Here is a 22,516-nt window from a genome sequence, read left to right on the forward strand (position 1 = left end):
CCTCTATCGAGCTGTCGTCGTGCCTGATTCCATGACGTAATCCAGTGATTTGAAGCGGTTGAGCGTGAAGGCGGCCATCAATGGATGCGGTGTTCCCTTGGCGACCAGATGCGCCAGCGTCAGCCCGCCCGCCGGTATTGCCTTGTAGCCGCCCCACCAGCCGGCCGTGACGATCAGGCCGGCGACATCGGTCAACGACATGATTGGTGATGAATCATGGGCGATATCCAGATGTCCGCCCCATTGCCGCATGAGCTTCAGCTTCTTGAAAGCAGGAAACAGCGAAAGCATCATCGAGACACTGTCTTCGAAGACATGCTGCTTGATGTCGCGCCGAAAGCTCTGGCCCCGGTCAGGAGCGCCGCCGATCACCATTTCGCCCTTGTCGGACTGGCTGAGGTAGAAACCGCTATCGGGGCAATTCACGATGACATCGATCAACGGCTTTACAGGCTCGGAGACGAAGGCGGTCAGATTCATGGTGCGCAGTGGCAGGCGCAGCCCGGCGGTCTCGGTCAGGGTGGTCGTGTGCCCCGAGACTGCGACGACCACCTGCTTGGCCCGGATCGTGCCCCGGTTGGTCTCGACACCCGCAATGGCACCATCGCCCCCCCGGATCAGCGCGGTCACCTCTGTCTGTTGATGGATCTCGACGCCATGTGAATCGGCGCCACGAGCATAGCCCCAGGCCACGGCGTCATGGCGGTTGACCGCAGCATCCGTGTGAACCATGCCACCAATGATCGGCAATCTTGCGTTTGCACCGCCGCCGGTCAACGCCGGGATACGGCGGCGCAGCTCTTGTGTCGTGATCTGCTGATAGGTGGCCCCGTGAATGTCCATGGCCAGCTGGCGGCGGCGCAATTCGCGCAGACGGCCATAGGTCTGAACCACGTCAATCATGCTGCGTTTGGAGTGCATCATGTTGAAGTTGAGTTCGCGGGTCAGACCTTCGAACATCTCGACGGATTTGACATAGAAAGGGATTGATTCATCGCGCATGTAGTTCGAGCGGATGGTCACCGTGTTGCGCGCGATATTGCCCCCGCCCAGCCAGCCCTTTTCAAGCACTGCGACATTGGTGATGCCAAATTCCCGCGCCAGATAATATGCGGTGGCCAGGCCATGCCCGCCTGCTCCGATGATGATGACGTCATAGGCGGGCTTCAGCGGTGGGCTGCGCCAGGCTTTTGACCAGTTCTCATGGCTGGAAAACGCGTTGCGTACGAGCGAAAAGACCGAGTAGCGCTGTTTCATGTTTGCTCCGGGGTTGGGTCGGGCCAGGCGCGACGCGGATGATCAAGGGTGAATTTCGGGCGCGGAGGGCCATCTGCGAGAGCAATCTCGCGCCATCGCCTGAATGACGGATCGCGCAGATGCGCCTGCACATAGGCCGCGGCTCTATCGGAAACGGGCAGGTCGAAACCGGCGATGCGCGCCGCGACCGGGGCAAAGAATGCGTCGGCTGCGCAGTAGTCGCCACATAGCCAGGGGCCGTCACTGTTGCAGATCCTGCGGGCATGATCCCAGATATATTCCAACCGTTGCAGATTGGCGCGGACGGCGTCATCGACCGGTCTGGCCACAAAGGCCTCGCGCAGGTCCATCGGGCAGGCACGGCGCAGTGAAAGGAACCCAGAATGCATTTCTGCGGCAAGCGCACGGGCAACGGCACGATGCGCGGGGGCTTTGGGCCATATCCCGGCTTCGGGGTGGCGGCTGGCCAGTTCCTCGGCGATGGCCAGGCTGTCCGCGATGGTGACATCGCCAAAATTCACCGCCGGGACACTGCGCGCCGGCGCAAAATCCAGCATCATCGCCTTGAAATCTTCGCTGCCGAGCCGGGCGAATCTTGGGGTGACGGGAATGTTGAACCGTTCGAACAGCAGCCAGCCGCGCATCGACCAGCCTGAATAGCCCGGGTCGCCCAGGGCAAGTTCATATGCCATCGGTGGCATCCTTTGCTGAGTTGGAGGCGCGATCAAAGTCCGATGCGGCGATCGGGTTGTGCAAAAGTGGCGCGCAGACTGGGGTAGGCAGCAAGGATCTCGCTCCCTCCGGGGACCGCGTCGGGATCCAGCACGCCGTCCTTCCAAAGGGTAACTCCGTCAACCACGATGGTCGGATCTACCACATTCCATGAGATTTCGCCGGGCGCGTATGCGCCGCAAGTGTGAAAATGCAACAGGCGCGGATTGCCGAAGGCTGCGCCGCTCCAGCGCATGAAGTCATCTGTTGCGGGGGCGGCAAAGCCGCAGCCCGGGTGGATGCCTACATGCCATGAATGGACAAAGTCGCGATCAATGTCGAAAAGCTTCGCAACGTGGTCATAGTGCTTCTGGGCGGCAGTGATTGCCTCTGAATCCCCGGAAAACCCTGTTATCCGCCCTGCATCGAATTCAGCGAAAAGTGTGCCTTCATATTCCATCATATAGGGCGTGTAATATTTCGACCCTGTGCCGACCAGAAAGCCGGGCAAGGCAACCCGGCCCGAGAATCCGGCGGCAGGCAGCGGCATGAAAACCGGCATGGGAAAGCGCCTTAGACCAACATCCTGGGGAGGCACTGCGCTGCCGGGCCCCGCGCCGGTGAATTCGGTGCCATTGGGACAGGTTGCATGGATGATTTCGGCTTTGCCGAGCATCGAGTTCAGCGCCGATTTCAACGCGTCAAAGCCGTGGTAATCTGCGGTGCCATAGGCCGAACCAAGCATCTCGGCATCCAGCGCGTAAGAGATCACGGCCTGCCCATGCGCCCCAATGTCGGTAAATCTTAGCTGATCGCCAATCCGGGCCAGAAACACGGTTTGATCAGCTGCCCGCATCATATCGGTGAGCGAGTCGGGTAGAGAGGTGGCAATCGGGTCAAAGGGCACTTCGTGCAGGCTGACCCTGGCCCCCAGGCGGCGCGCGACCGTCGCAACCGCAGTGACGATCTCGCGATCATAATAGCCCAGGTTCTCCGGTTCGTGCAGAATCAGAACCTGGTCGTTCCTGCCGGTGCCGGCGCAGTTGCGAAGCAGGTTCTCTGCGCCCTTCTCGACATTACACGGCATGATCAACGTACTCCTCGATAGGTGACCGGATTTGGGTCAGGCTAGAGGGGAGCTTCGCGAAGGTTCAATTTGTAAAACATTAACAGCTACATTAGGAACACTAATATGCTTCAGAATCTTCCCTATACTGCATTACGCACTTTCGAGGCCGTAGCCCGTCTGCGGGGCTTTGGCCGGGCCGCAGAAGAGCTGGGTGTAACCCAGAGTTCCGTCAGTCAGCAGGTCAAGGTGGTGGAAGAATGGATTGGCCGGTCGTTGTTGACCCGCGGCCAACGCAAAACCACCCCCACTGCCGAGGGACAACAACTGGCTGATGCTGTGGCCAGCGGGCTTGGGCAAATCGCGGATCTGTGCAACGAACTGCGTCGGAAGGGCCGAAGCGAAACGAGCATCGTGATCTCTGTCCCGCCGGGGCTGGCGGTGAACTGGCTGTTCGCAAGGCTGATCAAGTTCGATCTGAGCCATGGTGAAACGCCAGTGTCGATTTCGACGGATCCATTGCGCCGTGGCTTTGTCTCTGGCCAGGCCGATTGTGCAATTCTTTACGGATTTGGCGATTATCCCGGCCTGCATGTCGAAAGATTGCTGAGCGAGAAGATCTATCCGGTCTGCTCTCCGAAGCTGCTTGAACAGGATCCGCCGCTGAACAGCCTTGCAGATCTATCGCAGCATACGCTTCTCGTTGACAATATCGTCGATATCGGAGGCAACCCGCCGACCTGGAGTTTCTGGGCCGAGCAGACCGGACAGACTACGCCGGAACCTGCGCGTACCCGGAAGTTTGGTCAGGCCAATATGGTTGTCCAAGCGGCAATTCAGGGGTTGGGTGTGGCGCTTGGACGTGAGCCTCTGGTCAATGAGGCGCTGGCCGATGGCAGTTTGATGCGTCCCTTCGAAGGGGAAGCCATGTCGCAATTCTCATATTGGTTTGTCTGCCCTCAGGCCGCGCTGAAGGCCCCGCATCTGCGGAGGTTCCGCGACTGGCTGTTCGAAGAGGCAGATCTGACCCAAAGGGCTTCATAAGATGAACTAATGGTTCATATTATAATTCCGTTATTGGGAACGTCAGTCGCCCTGCCTTAGGTTTCGATGACAAACATCGAGAAAGGGCGGGCTGGATATGTATCTCCGAAACGCATGGTATGTCGCAGGCTGGAGCAAGGATTTCGACCGAGGACTGAAGGCCGAGACCTTCCTCGGTGAGGAAATCGTCATCTATCGCAAGCAGGACGGTACGCCGGTCGCGCTTGAGGACGCCTGCCCGCATCGCAAGCTGCCGCTTTCGGATGGCAAGATCGACGGAGATGTCGTGGTCTGTGGCTATCACGGCCTGACATTCGACTGCTCCGGTTCTTGCGTGGCGGCGCCCACCCAACCCGGCAGGGTTCCCTCCAAGGCGGTGGTGCGCTCCTATCCGGTGGTGGATCGTTACCGACTGCTGTGGATATGGATGGGAGATCCGGCGCTGGCCGACCCTGACAAGATCTTCAAGATCGAGAATTTCGACAATCCCGACTGGGGATGTACCGATGGTGGCGTGCTTGATATCGACTGCAATTATCTGTGGATCGCGGACAATCTTCTGGACCCAAGCCATGTCGCCTGGGTGCATGTGACCTCTTTCGCCGGTGCGGGAACTGATGATGAACCGCTGAACGTCGAGGTCACCGATAGCGGGGTCATCGTCTCACGCTGGATTCATGACAAGCCGCCCTCACCCTATTATGCGGGCTTGGTCAAATTCGAGGGAAATTGCGATCGGTTGCAGCATTACCAGATGGATTTTCCGGCAATCGGCACAAACAAGTCGGTCTATACGCCTGCTGGTACGGGTGGCCCCGGCGCAGCGCCAAACGCGCAGACCTATATCAACATTTCCTACAATTTCATGACCCCGATCGATGAGAACCGCAGTCGCTATTTCTGGTTCCAGCATCGCAATACCGACCCGCAGGACAAAACGATTTCGGAAAAGATGAATGCCGGGGCCCGGATGGCCTTTGAGGAAGATCGGCAGGTTCTGGTCGCGGTGCACCGCGGCATGACCAACAAGAAGACGCCGAACCTCGACCTTGGGCTGGACAAGGGGGCCAAGTTGTTTCGCCTGCATTTGCAGCGGCTTATCGAAAAGGAACAGGCCAGAATTTTGGCCAATTGACCCGTGCCGCCATCGCTTTCCCGCGGTGACGACAAGCTATGGACGAAAGGAATGCCATGTCAGCCTGGATTGAAATGATCTCTGACGAGGATGCCGACCCGGACTTGCAGCAGGTGTTGCAACTGGCGCGTACCCCGCATGGCACAGTTGACAACGTGATGCGGGTGCATTCCTTGCGCCCAAACACGATGAGGGGGCATGTTGTGCTGTATCGCGCGGCTTTGCATGATCCGGCCAACACGTTGCCGATGTGGCTGCAGGAATGTGTCAGCTCCTATGTCTCGATTCTCAACAACTGCCCCTATTCACTGGCCAATCATTGGGCCAATGCCCGGCATCTGATCGGCAATGAAAGCCGAGCAGATGCGATCGAGGCCGCTCTTCACGCGCGACGCCCCGAAACGGTTTTCGAAGGACGCGAGTTGGCCTTGATGCGCTATGCCGAGAAGCTGACCCTGCGTCCGGGCGAGATGGTCGAACCCGATGTGACAGTGCTGCGCCAGGCCGGATTGAGCGATGGAGAGATCCTCGAAGCCAATCAGATCATCGGTTACTTCAATTATGCCAACCGGTTGCTGAACGGTCTTGGAGTGTCCACCGAGGGAGATGTCGTTGGATATTATGCCCAAGAAACAAGCAAAATGTGATTAGCAAATCTTATGGAGCTTAGTAGTTCTTGGCGATACCGATCCACCGATAAATCTACATAGACTTTGATCAGGCTTGGCGACGAAAGGCGTTGCAAGCCGGACGATCATGGTTGTGCTTCAGGAAAGGAATGACGATGCAGGCGCAGAGGATCGAGATATCGCGCATCCGCGAGTCCAGAGGACCGGACCTGCGCGGGCTGAGCCGCGCGATCTGGCAGATATGCCAGGCCGTCCTGGTGCTTGGTCTTTTTGCGCTGCTGATTTGGCGTGGCGCGCAGTCGATGGAATACAATTGGCAATGGTACCGGATCCAGCCGTTCTTCTACCGTGTGATTGATGGCGAACTGATCTGGGGGCCGCTGATCAAGGGGCTGATGGTCACCTTGCAGCTGGCGGCATTAAGCGGCGTGATTACCATTGCCATCGGCCTTGCGACCGCGCTGATGCGATTGTCGGATTCGATATCTGGTCGTGTCATCTCGAAAGTCTATCTCGAGGCCATCAGAAATACGCCGCTGTTGGTGCAGCTGTTTCTGTTCTATTTTGTGCTGGCGCCAATTTTCGGGATCGACCGGTTTTGGGCTGGCGTGCTGTGCCTGTCTTTTTTCGAGGGATCATTCGCCTCGGAAATTATTCGCGGGGGTATCGTCGGGGTTGATCGCGGCCAATATGAAGCCGCCGATGCAATCGGGCTGAACCGCTACAACAAGTTTCGCCATGTGGTGATCCCGCAGTCACTTCCGATGATCCTGCCTCCCTTGACCGGGGTGATGATCTCTCTCATCAAACATTCGGCGATCGTCAGTGTCATCGCGGTATCTGAACTGACGACCGCAGGTCTGAACTTGATCTCGGACACTTTCATGGCATTCGAGGTCTGGTTTCTGGTCGCGGGCATCTATCTTGCCGTCACGATCTCGCTCTCGGTTGGGGTGAGCGTCCTCGAAGTCTTCCTAAACAAAAATAAACGCTGACGCCGGGAAGCCCTGGCAGGGTCAGCGATCAACGATCCAACAGTGGAGAATATAAAATGAAATATTTCGGAGCTTTGAAAGGGATTGTGGTTGCCGCCGCGTTGGCGGTGACGACGCTAGGAGCGACCTCGTCGCAACTGCACGCGCAGGGACTGGTCGAGGAAATCGCGCAGCGAGGCAAGCTGCGGGTCGGGCTGTCGACCTTTGTGCCATGGGCGATGCGCGACAAATCGGGAGATCTGATCGGCTTCGAGGTCGATGTGGCCCGCAAGCTGGCCGAGGATATGGGAGTGGAAGTCGAGTTCGTTCCCACTGCCTGGGGCGGTATCGTGCCGGCACTTCTGGCCAAGAAGTTCGATGTGATCATCGGTGGTCTCTCGATCACGCCGGAACGCAACATGACGATCAATTTCACCATTCCCTATGCCCATTCGGGCCAGCAAATGGCCAGCAATATCGAACTTGCAGGCGACTTCACCTCGCTGGACGACTACAATGATTCCAGTGTGACTCTGGTGTGTCGCCGTGGCGCGACGCCCTGCGACTTCATCCCGAAACGTTTCCCCAAGGCCACGCTGCGCCAGTTTGACGACGAAGCCCAGGCCTTTCAGGAGGTTGCGAACGGGAATGCCCATGCGATCGTTTCCTCGGCGCCGAAACCGACATTTTATGCTGCTGACACGCCGGACAAGATCTTCATGGCCAATGATGGCGAGAACCTGACCAGAGGCAACGAAGGTTTCGGCCTGCGCAAGGGCGACGCAGATGCTCTCAACTTCTTTTCGAACTGGATTCTGTTCCGCACGTCGGACGGATGGATCGACGAGCGTCATGACTATTGGTTCAAGAACAAAGCCGCTTGGGAAGAACAGATCGGATCCAACTGATCTGCGATTGAACCCGACAAGCCATAGCCGGCGCACGAGGTAACTTGCGCGCCGCCTCCGCCAAGCGAGGACAAAGAACCATGGAACGCAACGCCACCCCGCCGCCGCCGGCCAGGAAGCGGATGACATTGATTGACATTTTGGCATTCAGCGCGGTGCTGGGGCTTATTGTCTTCGCGGTCTACCGGGTCAATGAGGTGCTGGTCTACAATTGGGACTGGTCACGGGTCCTGAGCTATATCCTGCGCGTGGATGACGAGACCGGCCAATATGCCGCCAACCTGCTGCTGTATGGTCTTGCGACCACGCTGCGACTTGCGGTCTGGGGGACCGTCCTGGCCAGCGTTTTCGGCGTGGTGATGGGGCTCTGGCGGACCAGCGACAATCTCACCTTGCGGATTCTCAGCCGCAGCTATGTCGAACTGATCCGCAACCTGCCGCCGCTGGTGTTCATCTTCATCTTCTATTTCTTCGTCTCCAGCCAGATGTTTCCGGCGATGGGGATCGATAATATCAACCCGGACAATGCTGCGGTGGACAATCGTGTGTTCCGCCTGTTGTTCGGCGATCCGCAGCTACTGCCGAACTTCCTTGCCGGTGCGCTGTGCCTGGCGTTGTTCGAGGGTGCCTATATCACCGAGATCGTGCGCGCCGGGATCCAATCCATTGCCAAGGGTCAATGGGAGGCAGCGCGCGCCATTGGACTGTCTCGTTTCAACGTGCTGCGCGACGTCATCCTGCCACAAGCCCTGCGCCGGATCCTGCCGCCGCTGGCCGGGCAGTTCATTACCCTGATCAAAGACTCTGCGATCGTGTCGCTGATCTCGATTCAGGAACTTACTTTCATGGCCACCGAAGTTGCTGCCACCACCACGAAGGTTTTCGAGACCTGGATCCTGGTTGGCGGGATCTATTTCGTGCTGTGCTACAGCTTTGCCTTGTTTTTCGGCACGCTTGAACGGCGTGCTTCCAAGACACGCCGCTAGGAGATATCCGATGCTTGATACAACCACCGGTCCGCTGCTTGAGATAAGCCAGTTGTGCAAATGGTATGGGACTTTCAGTGCGCTCCACGATATCAACCTGTCGGTGGCAGCGGGCGAAAAGGTCGTGATTTGCGGCCCTTCCGGGTCGGGGAAATCCACGGTGATCCGCTGCATCAATCAGCTTGAAGCGCATCAACATGGCCGCATCCTTGTCGACGGCGTCGAGGTGAAGCCGGGCATGAAGAATATCGCGCAGATCCGCCGTGACGTCGGCATGGTTTTCCAGGGCTTCAACCTGTTCCCGCATCTGAGCATCCTGAACAACCTTACCCTAGGCCCGATCCGCAATCTGGGAGTTTCACGCGACGAGGCCCGTGAGCGGGCGATGCACTATCTCAAGCGTGTTCATATCGCCGAACAGGCCGACAAATTTCCTTCTCAGCTTTCAGGTGGGCAACAGCAGCGAGTGGCTATCGCGCGGGCCCTGTGCATGCAGCCGAAGATCATGCTGTTTGATGAACCGACATCCGCGCTCGACCCTGAAATGATCGCCGGGGTTCTGGATGTCATGGCCGAACTTGCGGATGAGGGAATGACGATGATCTGCGTGACCCACGAGATGGGCTTTGCCCGAAAGGTTGCCGACCGGGTTGTCTTTATGGATGCGGGCGAAATTGTCGAGATCGCAGAGCCGGAAGCATTCTTCAGCGCCCCTAAAACGGAACGCGCCCAGCTGTTTCTAGGGCAGCTCTTGGGCCATTGAGAAAGGTGGATGGTCCCTGATTTGGCTTTCTGGTCGAAGCTTGCCCCGGACATATGTCCTTCCGGCTCATCTACACGGTCGGCACATGGCAGAGCGAGTTTGGTGAACTTCTCGGAAAGCTGGTGAAGCCTCAACTGATGCCGCCGACCTCTTGGGCTTCGTGCGTGATAGGTGGGCTTTCGTCGCAAGACGCAATGAAGGTTGTCGTTTGGCAAGTCAGGCCTGCCGACGATTTTAACGAAAGAGCAAGAGATGGTGAAAATCACTTATGTAGAATACGGGGGAACAGAGCATGTCGTTGATGTTCCCGCAGGGCAAAGCGTCATGGAAGGCGCCCGAGACAACAATGTCCCTGGCATCGAAGCCGATTGCGGTGGCGCATGCGCCTGCTCCACCTGCCATGTTTATGTCCATCCTGACTGGATAGAGAAGCTGCCGTCGGCAGAAGAGCTGGAAGAAGACATGCTCGAATTTGCCCATGAGCCCGACTCGACGCGCTCGCGCTTGACCTGCCAGATCAAGGTCAGCGAAGCGCTGGATGGGCTCGTTGTCGAAGTGCCCGAAAGGCAGATATGATCATATGATCACCACAACGGGTGCGGCTTGCCATAAGGTGAGGTGATGGCCTCGGTGCTGAACCGACGGCACCCGATAATTCCTGCTCGCCCCCGCGAGAAAGGCGTTTGGCGCCGCGCGCCAATCTTTTTCCGAGTCAAACTGGCAAACCCGGGGTTGGGTAGAACTGATTGAGGATCTTCCTCAATATCCTCACAAAGAAGGTTCCAGATCTTTCCGGTCTGCAGGCGTCATGCAAGATGCATATGAATGAATTTGGTCTCATAATATGCATTTGGCATTCAAAATGGCGTGCAAGATGATTTTATTCATGTGATTGTTGTTCTAAATATATCTTGATAATATTAATTTTCTGCATATAGCGAGTAAGTGTGCGATATATTTTTCATTTCCTTAATTCTGATAATTACGAGGAACTTGAAATTAAAAGTGTTGTTCGGGGCAATATGATTGCCCTTCACCTGAAAGAGAGGTTCAAATGCCGAGACAGAACATTCACGTTTATGAAACGCGTTATCACGCCGTTGCAAAATATTCCAAAGCCATTCGTGCTAAAGGAGATTTTGTTTTCATGCAGGGCCAGGTCGGCACCTTGCTGGATGGCACGCTGATCGGTGAGGGTGATCCTGGTGCACAGGCCCATCAGGCGTGTCGCAATATCAAACGGTGGATGGAAGAAGCGGGCGGCTCACTCAAAGACGTTTGCAAGCTGACCGTTTACGTTACGGATATTTCCTATCGCGCTCCGGTCTATGCGGCAATCAATGAATGGTTCGAAGGCGTTCATCATTGTTCGACAGGAGTGGTGGTTCAAGGATTGGCGGATCCTTCCATGCTGGTCGAAATAGATGCGATGGCAATAATTGACGACTGAAGTATAGGAACTGCGAGGCATGAAATGACTAAAAGCGCAGTAACTGCGACGATAGATTTTTCCAAGGACGGGAAGCATGTTGGGGACCTGCGGGTAAAATGGTCGGACAATTCGATCCCTCTGGGATTTCATCTCGTTCCCATTATCAGCATTAAAAACGGCCAAGGCCCGGTTGTGCTGATCTTTGGGGGGACGCACGGCGACGAGTTCGAGGGGCCATCGGCAATGATGCGTTTGGCTTCCGATCTGCCCCTTGACCAGATTGCGGGTCAGATCATCTTGGTCCCCGGTCTGAACGCCCCGGCCGTTCGGCAATCAAGTCGGGTGTCACCCCTGGATAACGCCAATCTTAACCGGGCTTTTCCGGGCGATCCATTGGGCGGGGTGACCGATCAGATCGCCTATTATGTGGAAACGGAATTGCTGCCCATGGCGAATGCGGCGGTGGATTTGCATTCCGGTGGCAAGGCTTCCGTGTTTGCGGCTTGCGCCCTGGCCACCCGCACCGAAGATACAGAGCTTTTTGCCCGCAACATCGATCTTGCAAAGGCTTTCGGCCTGCCTCTGATATGGGTGCTCGGCCGGTTCAACGATGCAAGATCTTTGAACTCTGCGGCCGAGCGAGCCGGAGTGCCAATGATCGCGGCCGAGTTGGGCGGCGGCGGAGGCGTCGATCCCGCTATCACAGCAGCTGCCGAGAAGGGACTTTACGCGGTGCTGCGCCACATTGGGGTTCTGGCCGGGACGCCGCCGTCATTCACTGATCCAAAACGGGTAGAGATCACCGCGCAGGATCACAGCCTGTTTGCACAGGGCGAGGGGGTCTTCGACCGCATGGTCAGCGCCGGTGAACATGTCAAAGCGGGGCAAGTCGCCGGACGATTTCACTACATCTCAGAACCGCGCCGGCCTTCAGAAGATATCCGTTTTGGCCAAGATGGCTTTGTTCTGGCTCATACTAACCGTGGCTATGTCCACCGCGGCGACATGTTGATGCTTGTTGTCCAGGAGGTATTGTCAGTTTAACTCGTAGAGTTTGCAGGTTGGCATGACATGTGTTGACCAAACGGAATATGCGGCAGAATTCTACGTCGAGATATGCGCAGAAGCTGGTGACGCTTGATCAGGCGGCATCTTGAAGCTGGCGGATCCCGTCGCGGAACTCGATCCCCTGGATGATCTCGGGCAGGCGGTTTTGACCGTCGAGTTTTCGCCATTTCTTCTGCGCCGACATCATCAGCTTGAAGGCCACACGCCAGCCCGGTCTTGCGGTTGAGGCATCCCTTGGTGCGATGCCGGACGGTGGCGAAGGTGCTTTCGATCAGATTTGACGTCCGGATGTGCTTCCAATGTTCAGCCGGGTAGTCATGGAAGGTCAGCAACGTGTCCCGGTCCTTGTCCAGCTTGGCGACCGCCCTGTCCCATTTCACGCCGTAGGTCTCGACAAAGAAGTCGAAGGCGGCCTCTGCGTCAGCCGGAATCTGTTGATGACGCGCTGACCGAGATCGCCCGTGACGGGGCGCGCCGGATGCTGGCGGCTGCGTTGCGGGCCGAGGCTGACGCCTTCGTTGCGCAACATGCCGGAGAGGTTCTGCCGGACGGCCGTCAGCGGGTTGTGCGGCATGGTTACGGGCCGGAACGCAGTATCCAGGCCGGGACCGCAACCGCGATGAGCCATGATCAACATCGACTGAACCTGCAGCACATCGTTGGTGCAGCGGGTGTTGAGCGAGCCGACAGTAAAGCTCTGAACCTGCGACAAGGCGAGGCTGTGCACCTTGCCAAACATATCGGCGCGAAGGCTTTGGCCGATGCGGTAGGCAATGGATGCACCGAGAAAGACACCCGCGGCGCTCAACACGAGTTGAACCCCGGCGGCGCCCCCCATGAGCCCGCCATAGTGCTGAATGGCTAAAATGTCGGCGGCCCCTATCCCGCTGTCGATGATATCGGCACTGAAACTGGGCAAGAGAAGCGGTAACCTGGCCCGCCTGGCTCAGTAACAGGGCGATAAGGACCCATTTATACTTCAGGAATTTTTCGCGCCATGTTGGTGCGTTCGAGACGGGAGCGCCATCACGGGCGGCTTTCATTGCATCATGCATGGCGGTGTGCACATTCTATCAAGACCGGTCGCGGTGCGTCTCGCTGATGAGCATGGCGAGAAGTCGGGTCATTGGCGGAACTGTTGCTGGAACGCACGAATGCGCGCGGCGTTGACGCCTTGGTCGCTCTTTCCGACTCTGGATACGCTGCGCAGATCAATGCGACTGCCATTCTCAAGCGGGGTCACTGCAAGAACGACATCGTCTGCAAAGTAGAATACCGAGGTGCGGGCCGTCGCTTCAAAGCGCCGACGCTCGGCATCCGAGGCAACGATGTCCCAACCCAAGTCCTGCGCGATGGTCAGCGCCCGCTGATAGGCGTCATCTGCCGTCAGGGCAGTGGTGATCGGAGCAATATCGGGATAGGCCTCTGCCTGAACTGCCGCCACTTCCGGCCCGCCATAGGCAAGACTGTTGCGGGCCCCTGCCCGGCTGTCATCGAGAACCTCGAAGGACAGTGGATTGACCATATCCGTGGTGATGTCATGGATTGGGGCCGCGCGTGGCTGAGGGTTGATTGTCGTCATCATCAGCGGTGTCAGACATGCCAACCCGACAAGCGCGGCAACCGCGGCTGCAAGTATCTCGCCCTTTTCTCGTCGAATGAGTGACGAGATCAGCGCCACAAGGCCCGCCACGAGAATCACCAACCCAAGAGGGTTGAGACAGCTTCAATATAGCCCGAAGCCCGTCAGTGGTTCCCACAGCCCCAGTCGCGCGCCGAACAGCATCAGCGCCACCACAATTGCGCCAAGCAGGGCAAGGACAAGTGCGACTTTTCCAGAATGTTTCATCGGTCTCAAAGGCCTTTCACCAGCCGTTTCCGTTGCGCAGGCCGTCTTTGCCCTGCATCCGCCTTCGCTGTATCGACGAGGATCAATTCTCTGCAGCCCCCGTCGCACCCGCCCCTGCACCCGTGGCAATCTTCAAGGTTGCCCAGGCTTTCGCGGCATCATTCACTGCTGACGCGGCAGAGATCCGTGCCGAGTCGGTGTTCCTGTCGGTCTCCAGCAGGTCCAACAGGGTAATTGCGCCGTTTCGATAATTCTGCTGCGCCAGTTCCAGGGCGTGCCCGTAATCCTGTGCCGCCTTTCTCAACAATGTCGCCCGCTGCCGATAGCGGGTCAGGTTCGACTGGGCGGTCTGCACGTCTTCCAACGCTTCCAGAACGGACGCACGCCACGAGATCTCGGACTGTCTGGCCGCAGAGATCTGTGCATCGCGATATGCGCGCAATTTTCCCTGATTGAGCACGGGAAGCGACAATTGCGGGCCGAAGCTCCACGCATCCGCGCCCTCGCTGCGGCCAACCGTGCCTGTCAGGGACAGCGACGGGTAAAGCGCCGCCTCCGCCACGCCGATCTCGGCCACCGCAGCGGCCAGATCGGCTTCGGCGCGGCGTACGTCGGGACGGTTGCGCAACAGGTCTGCGGGCACGCCGGTGCGCCCGCCCCCCGGTGTGGACAATTGCGGCGAACCCTTTTGCATCTGTGTCATGATCGGGCCTGCGGGCTCGTTCAGCAGTGTCGCGATGGCATAGACATTCGCATCGAACAGGGCCGAGTATTGCGGCAGGCTGGCCTGTGCCGTCGAAAGCAGGGCCTGCGCTTCTGCAACCTCATATTCGGTCGCCGCACCTGCCTCGAACTGGCTGCGGGTAATATTGACCGTTTCCTTGCGCGCATTGATCGTCTTGCGGGTCAGCGCCATCACCTCTTGGTAGTAGCGCGCATCCGAATAGGCCGAGAGCAGTTCGGCCAGCCATGCAAGCCTGATTGTCTCGGCCTCGGCCCGTGCAGCTGTCAGCGAGGCCATGGCGCTTTCGCGTTCACGCCGGATGCCGCCGAACAGGTCGATGACCATCGAGGCACCCAGATCGCCGCTGTCGATGGTGCTGGTGCCGCCCGTTCCGTCACCACCAGATTTCGTGACCGATCCTGACAGGGAACCGTCTACGGCGGCATTGATCCCGGTCATGCGCAACTCGGCCTGGGCCTGCCGGATGGCCTCGGTGGCCGACAGCACATCAAGGTTTTGCACCAGCCCGCGCTTGACGAACCCGTTCAATGTGGAATCCTTGTAGCTCAACCACCACTCCTCGGCGGCCACGGCACCTATCGCCTCGGCATTGCCCCCGGCGAAGCGGGTCTGCAAGTCAACCTCGGGGCGTTGATAATCGGCGCCGACGGCACAACCTGCAACCAGCAGGCCAATGGTCAGGTGATGAAGTTTCATTGGGCGACCTCCCGTCGGGTGCGCAAGAGTTCCGTGGCTTTGACCACGGCGACATAAAAGACCGGAACCATCACGATGCCGATGGCCGCCGAAAAGATGATCCCGCCCAGCATCCCCGTTCCGATGGATTTCTGGGCATTGGCCCCTGCTCCGGACGCCAGAACCAGCGGCAGGATGCCGAAACCGAAGGCCAGCGATGTCATCAGGATCGGCCGCAATCGCTGACGCGCCGCCGAAACGGTTGCCTCCAGCAAAGCTTTGCCTTCAGAGCGCAGGGACTCGGCAAACTCGACGATCAGGATGGCATTTCTTGCGGCCAGACCGATGGTGGTCAGCAGGCCGACCTTGAAATAGACGTCATTCGACTGGCCGAAATACCATGTTGTCGCCAATGCGCCCAGGATACCCACCGGAACCGAAAGCATCACCGCGAAAGGCACGGTCCAGCTTTCATACAGGGCAGCCAGACAGAGGAACACGACAAGTGCCGAGATCGCGTAGAGAATGGCCTCCTGATCACCCGAAAGTCGCTCTTGATAGCTGAGCCCGGTCCAGGCGGCGGCATAAGACCCATCCAGATCGGCGGTCAGTTCTTCCATCAGGTCCATCGCATCGCCGGAACTGATCCCTGCCGCTGCTTCGCCCGAAAGCTCCAGCGCGCGGGTGCCGCCATAACGGGCCAGTTTCGGTGTGATCATTTCCCACTCGCGGGTGACAAAGGCGGAGAGCGGCACCATTTCCGAGTTGGAATTGCGCACATACCATTGATCAACGTCCTCGGGCTGCATCCGCCATTCGGCGCCCCCCTGCACGATCACCTCGCGCAAATTGTTCCCAAGCGGGAAGTCATTGACATATGACCCGGAGAAGACCGTCGAGAGCATCGCGTTCACATCCGACAGGCTGACGCCCAGAGCTTCGGCCTTTTGCTGATCGATCACCAGTTTCAGGGCCGGTTCGGTGGCATCGTCATTGCCGCGCAGATTGGTGACCCGGCCGTCGGCGATCCCCTTTGCGACAAGCTGATCCGCGGCGGTGCTGAGCGCTTCCTGTCCGGCGCCGGATTGATCCACGAGATACATCGTGAAGCCGGAAGAGGTGCCCAGACCCGGAATGGCGGGGGGTTGCAGCACGAAGATACTGCCCAGCCGCGACTGAAAGAACCTCTGGTTCGCGCGCATCATCAGATCGGCTGCATCGACGCCCGGACGTTCGTCATAATCCCGGAGGCGGACGAACAGGATACCATAATTCTGGCCCGAGCCGCTGAAACTGAAACCGACATTGGCGAACACGCCGTCCACCACATCCGATTCCTCGTTCAGCATGTAGTTTTCGATCTGTTCGATGGTGTATTGCGTCTGCTGCACGGTCGAACCTTGCGGCAATTCCACCATGGCCATCAGAACACCCTGATCCTCGGTCGGCAGGAACGAGCTGGGCAGACGATCATAGACCCAATAGGCCCCGAAACCGACCAGGAAGAGAACCACCAGCATCCGGAACGGCCGCCGACAGGACCGCGCCACCACCGAGCTGTAGCCCCCCGTCAGCCGATCCAGCCCGTCGTTGAACCAGCGCAGCGGGGCCACCGGGGCCTTGCCATGGCCTGGACGAAGAAGCTGTGCGCACATCGCCGGCGTCAGGATCAGCGCCACGAAGAGCGACAGGACCATGGCCGAGATGATGGTGACCGAAAACTGCTTGTAGATCACCCCGGTCGAGCCATCCATGAAGGCCATGGGCAGGAAAACTGCCGACAGCACCATCACGATCCCGACAAGCGCGGAGGAGATCTCGCCCATGCTTTTTTCCGTGGCCGCAACGGCGTCCAGCCCGTCTTCCTCCATCACCCGCTCGACGTTCTCGACCACCACGATGGCGTCATCGACCAGCAGTCCGATGGCAAGCACCAGCGCAAACATCGACAGGGTGTTGATCGACATTCCAAAGGCCGACAGCACGCCGAATGTTCCCAGCAGAACCACTGGCACGGCAATGGTCGGAATGATCGTTGCGCGCCAGCTTTGCAGGAAGAGGAAGATGACCAGAAAGACCAGAACGATCGCTTCGATCAGCGTGTGATAGACCTGCTCGATGGATTCCTCGACAAAGGGCGAGGTGTCATAAGGGTATTCGACGCTTACCCCCTCCGGCAGGGCGGAAGACAGACCGTTCATCACCTCGCGGACCCGCTCGGCAGTGTCGACGGCATTTGCGCCCGTGGACAGGTTGACGGCAAAGCCCGCCGCGGGGTGACCGTTGAAGCGGCTGACACTGCCATAGTCCTCTTCGGCCAGTTCAACCGTGGCCACATCGGCCAGATAGATTGCCGAGCCGTCAGATTCGGTCTTCAGCAGGATGTTCTGGAAGTCCTCGATGGACTCGAGCTGGGACTGCGCGGACAGGGATACCGTGAATTGCTGCCCCTTGACGACTGGCTGATCACCAAGACTGCCAACGGTCACGTTGGTATTCTGCTCCGAGACCGCCGAGGTCACATCGGAAGCCGTCAGCTGATATTGATACAGACGTTCCGGGTCCAGCCAGATGCGCATTGCATATTGGGTCCCGAATGTATTGATCGACCCGACACCCTCGGTGCGCTGCACGGCATCCTCGATGGTGCTGCTGAGGATATCGCCCAGTTCCAGAGAAGAATAGCGGTCGTCTTCGCTGACCAGAGCCCCGACCATCAGGATCGAGCTGGTCGAGCGGGTGACCGAAACCCCGTTGTTGGTCACGGTGTCAGGCAGTTGCGACTCGACAAGCTGCAGCTTGTTCTGCACCTGCACCTGCGCCATGTCGGGATCGATGCTGTCGTCGAAGGTCAGAGAGATGCTGGCTGCGCCCTCGCTGGAAGACGAGGTCATATATGTCAGGCCATCCAGTCCTGTCATGCCGTCCTCGATCACGGCCGTGACCGAGTTCTCGACCGTCTCGGCCGAAGCGCCCGTGTAGGACGCGCTGATCCGCACCGTTGTCGGGGCAATGTCGGGATATTGCGAGATCGGCAGGCTGAGCATGCTGTAGGCGCCCAGCAGCATGGTCGCGATGGCCAGAACCCAGGCGAAAACCGGGCGGTGGATAAAGAATGCGGCCATGGTTCAGTCCTTCGCAGCCGAGGCGTCGGCATCGCGGGCAACCCCGTCCTCGTCGATGGTTGCGGCGACAGGGGTCACGGCCTGTCCGTCCCGCAGGGATGACAACCCGTCCACGATCAGCAAATCGCCGTCATTCAGACCCTCGCGCACGATCCATGAGTTTTCGTAGCTGCCTTCGTCTTCCAGCGTGACCTGCCTCGCAGTGCCATCCTCGTCCACGACATAGGCCGTCAACTGGCCTGAATTCCCCCGCGAGGCCGCGCGCTGGGGCACCAGATAGGCCTGCATCGTGCCGATCATGATTTCGCCGCGCACGAACATGCCGGGAATGATCACATGTTCAGGATTGTCGAACTGAAAGCGGATGGTCACGGTCCCGGTCGTGGTAGAAACATTGGTTCCCGTCGTCACCAGTTGACCGGTGCCGCGATACACATCGCCGTTTTCCAGCCGCAAGGTCGCCTCCAGAACATCGTTCCGTTCCAGCACGCCTTCGGAAATCCCCTTGCGAACGGACAGGATGCGCGCACTTGCTTCCATCATGTCCACATAGACCGGATCGGATTGCACGATCGTGGTCATTTCGTCGCTTTGTCCTGCCGTCACAAGATCGCCGACAGACACGGTCGCGACATCCGCGCGCCCTGCGATCGGGCTCTTGATTGTGGTCCAGGACAGTTCGGTCTGCGCCAGCTCCAATGCAGCCTTGGCAGCATCGAGCGTCGCCTTGGCCTCGGGCAGGCTGGCGCGGGCGGCCTCGACCTCGGCCTCGGTATAGCCTCGACCTGACAGTTGTACGGCCCGGTCGTATGCCGATTGCGCCACCGGCAGATTCGCCTCTGCCTTCGCCAGATCGGCGCGGGCCGAAGCCTCGGCTGCGACATAGGATGAATCGTCAATCCGAAACAGCGGGTCACCAACCTCAAGCGGCTGATCGGGCGCATAAAGAATCTCCTGAATGACCCCGCCCACCCGCGGACGAACCTCGACTTCCTGAAACGCAACGGCGCGCCCCGGCGAAGTCACGAGGCGCGGAACGTCCTGCAATGCCATTTCGACGACGCCGACGTCGGTGGGCCCCGATGGTCCAGGTGCCCCGCCAGGTGCCGGTTGCCCATTCGCCATCGTTGCAGCCCCTATCACGGTGAGGACCGCACCCATCATCTTCCAAACGCTGAGCTTCATCCGCTTTTGATCCTTGACTATCGGGATAAGCGATACCTAATAGGCAAATATTGCATAGTGCGCAAGAAGGGCAGAAATGACGCTTTCGTTACGAGAGAGACGGCGGCAACAGACCGCACGCGACATCCAGTTTGTCACGTTGGAGTTGGCGGTCCAGCATGGTCTGGATCATGTTACCACCGAAGAAATCGCTGCCGCAGCAGGCATCAGCACGCGGACATTCTTCAACTATTTCACGAACAAGGAATCCGCTGCGATCGGGACGCCGCCAGGGTTTCTCGAGGAGCACAAGAGGGCTTTACGCGAAGGAACAGGGTCGCTTTCCGAGGACTTGAGGCAGTTTCTGGGCGAACATATGAAGGTATTGGCTGAACATGAGGCCATTCTCAAGATGATCGGGGCTGTCCTGCGAACCAATGAAAAAGCCCGCGGTATCCTTGAAGGTTTCCTGAACCAGCACCGGCAGGAACTGACCGAATGCCTGTATGCTCGCGTGCAGGATCGTCAAGCGGCTGCTTCACTCGCCGGCAGTATCACTGATGCAATAGGACGGACGATTTACCTCTGGGAGCATGCAGACGACTTGACGCTTGCCGCCGCTTTTGATGAGATTTGGAAGGGGATGATCAAAGCATCCCAGCTTCTGGCATTCTCGTCAAAGTAATATCACTGGAATTGCCAACTTGTTTCCGCCCATTTGAGAGGGGCGATGCCTCTGCCTGTCAAGCGGTCATTTCGCCAGCATAGCCTCTCCAGAGGTTGAAAGCATCGAACCCGGCGTGGCGGTATGAGATGGCGGAGAGTTGATAGCGTCGTGGGCGAAAAACGATGTTGATCTGATCATGTGTTGCCAGAAATCTCTGTGCCTGTCCGTGTGATTTGAACCGCCCCAGAGAAACGCGCGAAAGTTGGTGATGCCCTGAGGGGCCGCATATCATGGCGGTGTCGAAGCGCCGTCAGTTCTCTGCTGAGAAAGGGATATGCCACATGTCAGAGTCTACCATCACCCAACTGCCTGATCCATCGGGATTTGCGCCTGACCCATTCACGGACGTCCTGCACGATGGAGCGCGCAAGCTGATCGAACAGGCGATCCACGCGGAACTGGCCACGCTCATGGCCGCCTTCTCCGGGGAAAGGCTGGAGGACGGGCGGGCCCGCTTGGTGCGCTATCGTCACATACCCGAACGCGAGATGACCAGCATTGGGCCGGTGCCGGTGAAAGTGCCGCGTGTGCGGGATCGTGGCATCGGCGATGACAAGATCACCTTCACACCCAGCATCCTGCCGCGGTATCTTCGCAAGACGAAATCGGTCGAGGAACTGCTGCCGTGGCTCTACCTCAAGGGCGTGTCCACAGGCAATTGGGAGTGGGCAAAACTTGGGGGGGCAGGCTGCTGCTCAGCGGTACTCGCTGGTCAATCTTCCGTCGAGAACGGCGACCCACACTACGGCGACGTGATGGGCGCCCGTGGGTGACCATCTCATGCGCCGGCGTTTTCCCATGCGTGTGTTGCCGATGTCGTCCATGCAGCCTTCTGTGCGGGACGAAGAGGTCGGAAGACCATTTCGATACGGCTTCCCATAGTCGGTCAGGCTATCCATATTGTTTGCCAGATAAGTGTAGAGTTCCCGACAACGCGCTTGTATGAGGGTGGCTGCTTCTCGCACTTCGGGATCATCTCTGCAAAGCCGCTTGCAATCGGTCATCAGCCATCTACGGTTCGTTGTGGTCGTTCGAACCTTTCCATGCCACAGATACCATCGCAACCGCTCTGCGGGCCGTTCGAACAACACCGGGATGTCCGGGAAGTCCTTGGCTTGTAGCAGCCCTTTCACAGCATTCTCGACATGTTTGACCCGCATCGAGATGTGCCACCAATCGAGAATGTGGTGAACCGGCCCACCGACGGCGTAGCGCACAAGATTGGGCAAGGCAGGTTCTCCATCCGAAATCACGGTAACCGGGCTCTCGCCGTCCCAGCCAGTTTCCTGAAGGTCTTGCCGTAACTGCCCGGATGGTGATCGAGTGGCCTGTTGAACAAGCCCGAAGCGACGGGAGATATGGGGGCTTTCGATCTCGCCGACCACAAAATCAAGGTGCCTCTTTTGGTATTCCGGTCAGCTCCGAATATGCGCACCGTCCAGAAAGACCGGCAGCGGAGCTGCACTCTTTCCTGCGGACGAAACAGCAGATTCCGCATACTCGCTGTCGTTGATTTCCCTGGCGATCTTGCCGAAGCGGTTACGTAGCGAAGTGTTCACCTGCTTGGCGCATGGCAGAAATATTTCCATGATACGCGCGGCTTCTCGAAGCGAATGCCGCGCTCCAAGCTCTGCCTGAAGGCGTCGTAATTCAGATGTTGATCGGTCCGGGAAGAAACGGGTCAGCGGTGAGAGTGGTCCACCGAGGGCGGCGTCAGATTTGGCATTGCAGGCGCAGCGGCGAATGCGTGGCGCTTTGACCTGAAACCGGCCAAACAATGTGTCCGGAACCCTCGTTCGATAGTCATGAATCGCTCTGGCCCTACTGCATTCAGGGCAAACCCTGCTCGCCACAGAGATCTGCTGGATCTGGTCAAGGAGGATCTCTTGCTGCAACGGCCAAAGCATGGATTTTGCATCTTCGAGCAGCATTCCGAAGCCCTCGGGCTGAGTACTTCGAAAGGGGCGGGAAAAGCGTCCAAGGGGCCGCTTCCTTGTGGTTCCGTTCTCAAATGTCGCTTCGAAGATGATCCGCACATCCATGGCAATTCCTCTGCTGTGAAACTACCATGGACAAAGACCCCCAGGTTTTGCCCACTCCCCCAAGCTGGTCTCCATCGCAGATACCAGCTTGAAGCACGCTCGCCACGCAGAGGGAACCTTTCTTGTCAACACCGCCTAGAGATCGCTACAGCGGATCAGCCATGTCCGGAAACAACCCATACTCGGCATCTGGATTGAATGAATTTGAGACAGCGC

19 protein-coding genes and 6 pseudogenes are annotated in these 22,516 nt (G+C 58.3%); 13 read left to right on the forward strand and 12 right to left on the reverse strand.

Annotated elements, in window-relative coordinates; translation table 11 throughout:
• Positions 1-3 precede the first annotated feature (3 nt).
• The 3 genes from JHW44_RS17270 to JHW44_RS17280 are packed head-to-tail and all read right to left on the reverse strand — an operon-like array spanning position 4 to position 3,055.
• Positions 4-1,257, reverse strand: coding sequence for an FAD-dependent oxidoreductase (locus JHW44_RS17270; protein ID WP_089345857.1), 1,254 nt, complete (start codon positions 1,255-1,257; stop codon positions 4-6).
• Positions 1,254-1,949 carry a glutathione S-transferase gene (locus JHW44_RS17275; protein ID WP_089345856.1) on the reverse strand — a complete coding sequence of 232 codons (696 nt, stop codon included), beginning with the start codon at positions 1,947-1,949 and terminating at the stop codon, positions 1,254-1,256. The genes JHW44_RS17270 and JHW44_RS17275 overlap by 4 nt, the downstream gene beginning before the upstream one ends.
• A 32-nt stretch (positions 1,950-1,981) precedes the next feature.
• Positions 1,982-3,055 carry a hypothetical protein gene (locus tag JHW44_RS17280; RefSeq protein ID WP_089345855.1) on the reverse strand — a complete coding sequence of 358 codons (1,074 nt, stop codon included), beginning with the start codon at positions 3,053-3,055 and terminating at the stop codon, positions 1,982-1,984.
• Positions 3,056-3,160: 105 nt separating this feature from the next.
• On the opposite strand from JHW44_RS17280, the gene JHW44_RS17285 reads away from it, so the two are divergent.
• From JHW44_RS17285 to JHW44_RS17330, 10 genes are all read left to right on the forward strand, one after another.
• Positions 3,161-4,078: a LysR substrate-binding domain-containing protein gene (locus JHW44_RS17285; protein ID WP_089345854.1), complete on the forward strand. Its 918-nt coding sequence runs from the start codon at positions 3,161-3,163 to the stop codon at positions 4,076-4,078.
• A gap of 97 nt (positions 4,079-4,175) precedes the next feature.
• Positions 4,176-5,213, forward strand: coding sequence for an aromatic ring-hydroxylating dioxygenase subunit alpha (locus tag JHW44_RS17290; RefSeq protein WP_089345853.1), 1,038 nt, complete (start codon positions 4,176-4,178; stop codon positions 5,211-5,213).
• A gap of 56 nt (positions 5,214-5,269) precedes the next feature.
• Positions 5,270-5,860, forward strand: coding sequence for a carboxymuconolactone decarboxylase family protein (locus tag JHW44_RS17295; RefSeq protein WP_089345852.1), 591 nt, complete (start codon positions 5,270-5,272; stop codon positions 5,858-5,860).
• Positions 5,861-5,991: 131 nt separating this feature from the next.
• Positions 5,992-6,837, forward strand: coding sequence for an amino acid ABC transporter permease (locus tag JHW44_RS17300; RefSeq protein ID WP_089345851.1), 846 nt, complete (start codon positions 5,992-5,994; stop codon positions 6,835-6,837).
• 56 nt (positions 6,838-6,893) lie between these two features.
• Positions 6,894-7,724: a transporter substrate-binding domain-containing protein gene (locus JHW44_RS17305; protein ID WP_089345850.1), complete on the forward strand. Its 831-nt coding sequence runs from the start codon at positions 6,894-6,896 to the stop codon at positions 7,722-7,724.
• A gap of 122 nt (positions 7,725-7,846) precedes the next feature.
• Positions 7,847-8,710 carry an amino acid ABC transporter permease gene (locus JHW44_RS17310; protein WP_218822620.1) on the forward strand — a complete coding sequence of 288 codons (864 nt, stop codon included), beginning with the start codon at positions 7,847-7,849 and terminating at the stop codon, positions 8,708-8,710.
• Between the two features lie 10 nt (positions 8,711-8,720).
• Positions 8,721-9,473, forward strand: a complete 753-nt coding sequence (locus JHW44_RS17315; RefSeq protein ID WP_089345848.1) for an amino acid ABC transporter ATP-binding protein — start codon at positions 8,721-8,723, stop codon at positions 9,471-9,473.
• A 252-nt stretch (positions 9,474-9,725) separates the two neighbouring features.
• Positions 9,726-10,049 (forward strand): 2Fe-2S iron-sulfur cluster-binding protein, encoded by a 324-nt coding sequence (locus tag JHW44_RS17320; RefSeq protein WP_089345847.1) that lies wholly within the window; start codon positions 9,726-9,728, stop codon positions 10,047-10,049.
• A 478-nt stretch (positions 10,050-10,527) separates the two neighbouring features.
• A complete protein-coding gene (locus JHW44_RS17325; protein ID WP_089345846.1) occupies positions 10,528-10,923 on the forward strand; it encodes a RidA family protein in 396 nt (131 codons plus the stop codon).
• A gap of 24 nt (positions 10,924-10,947) precedes the next feature.
• On the forward strand, positions 10,948-11,949 hold the full coding sequence (locus JHW44_RS17330; protein WP_089345845.1) for a succinylglutamate desuccinylase/aspartoacylase family protein: 1,002 nt from the start codon (positions 10,948-10,950) through the stop codon (positions 11,947-11,949).
• Between the two features lie 97 nt (positions 11,950-12,046).
• Here JHW44_RS17330 and JHW44_RS17335 read toward each other — a convergent pair.
• Positions 12,047-12,392: pseudogene (locus JHW44_RS17335) on the reverse strand (transposase); the annotation flags it as partial.
• On the opposite strand from JHW44_RS17335, the pseudogene JHW44_RS17340 reads away from it, so the two are divergent.
• Positions 12,389-12,580: pseudogene (locus JHW44_RS17340) on the forward strand (IS256 family transposase); the annotation flags it as partial. The pseudogenes JHW44_RS17335 and JHW44_RS17340 sit on opposite strands and share 4 nt — an antisense overlap.
• A gap of 36 nt (positions 12,581-12,616) precedes the next feature.
• Here JHW44_RS17340 and JHW44_RS17345 read toward each other — a convergent pair.
• The 6 genes and pseudogenes from JHW44_RS17345 to JHW44_RS17370 form a co-directional block, all read right to left on the reverse strand.
• A pseudogene (locus tag JHW44_RS17345) lies at positions 12,617-12,892 on the reverse strand (ABC transporter transmembrane domain-containing protein); the annotation flags it as partial.
• Between the two features lie 204 nt (positions 12,893-13,096).
• On the reverse strand, positions 13,097-13,666 hold the full coding sequence (locus JHW44_RS17350) for a DUF1499 domain-containing protein (protein ID WP_218822619.1): 570 nt from the start codon (positions 13,664-13,666) through the stop codon (positions 13,097-13,099).
• 33 nt (positions 13,667-13,699) lie between these two features.
• Positions 13,700-13,822, reverse strand: coding sequence for a hypothetical protein (locus JHW44_RS17355; RefSeq protein WP_272850363.1), 123 nt, complete (start codon positions 13,820-13,822; stop codon positions 13,700-13,702).
• Between the two features lie 82 nt (positions 13,823-13,904).
• The gene (locus tag JHW44_RS17360) at positions 13,905-15,263 is read right to left on the reverse strand and encodes an efflux transporter outer membrane subunit (RefSeq protein WP_089345843.1); all 1,359 of its coding nucleotides are present in this window, start codon (positions 15,261-15,263) and stop codon (positions 13,905-13,907) included.
• Positions 15,260-18,367 (reverse strand): efflux RND transporter permease subunit, encoded by a 3,108-nt coding sequence (locus JHW44_RS17365; RefSeq protein ID WP_089345842.1) that lies wholly within the window; start codon positions 18,365-18,367, stop codon positions 15,260-15,262. The genes JHW44_RS17360 and JHW44_RS17365 overlap by 4 nt, the downstream gene beginning before the upstream one ends.
• 3 nt (positions 18,368-18,370) lie before the next feature.
• A complete protein-coding gene (locus JHW44_RS17370) occupies positions 18,371-19,552 on the reverse strand; it encodes an efflux RND transporter periplasmic adaptor subunit (RefSeq protein ID WP_089345841.1) in 1,182 nt (393 codons plus the stop codon).
• A 76-nt stretch (positions 19,553-19,628) separates the two neighbouring features.
• On the opposite strand from JHW44_RS17370, the gene JHW44_RS17375 reads away from it, so the two are divergent.
• On the forward strand, positions 19,629-20,216 hold the full coding sequence (locus JHW44_RS17375; RefSeq protein ID WP_089345840.1) for a TetR/AcrR family transcriptional regulator: 588 nt from the start codon (positions 19,629-19,631) through the stop codon (positions 20,214-20,216).
• A gap of 58 nt (positions 20,217-20,274) precedes the next feature.
• Here the strand turns inward: JHW44_RS17375 and JHW44_RS17380 are convergent.
• Positions 20,275-20,445: pseudogene (locus JHW44_RS17380) on the reverse strand (IS6 family transposase); the annotation flags it as partial.
• 94 nt (positions 20,446-20,539) lie between these two features.
• Between JHW44_RS17380 and JHW44_RS17385 the strand changes: the two are divergent.
• Positions 20,540-20,929, forward strand: a pseudogene (locus JHW44_RS17385) (transposase); the annotation flags it as partial.
• 24 nt (positions 20,930-20,953) lie between these two features.
• Here the strand turns inward: JHW44_RS17385 and JHW44_RS17390 are convergent.
• Positions 20,954-22,300 (reverse strand): annotated as a pseudogene (locus JHW44_RS17390) (ISKra4 family transposase).
• Between the last annotated feature and the right edge of the window lie 216 nt (positions 22,301-22,516).

Origin of the sequence: Paracoccus seriniphilus, from assembly GCF_028553745.1 — a bacterium.
Classification (GTDB): Bacteria; Pseudomonadota; Alphaproteobacteria; order Rhodobacterales; family Rhodobacteraceae; genus Paracoccus; species Paracoccus seriniphilus.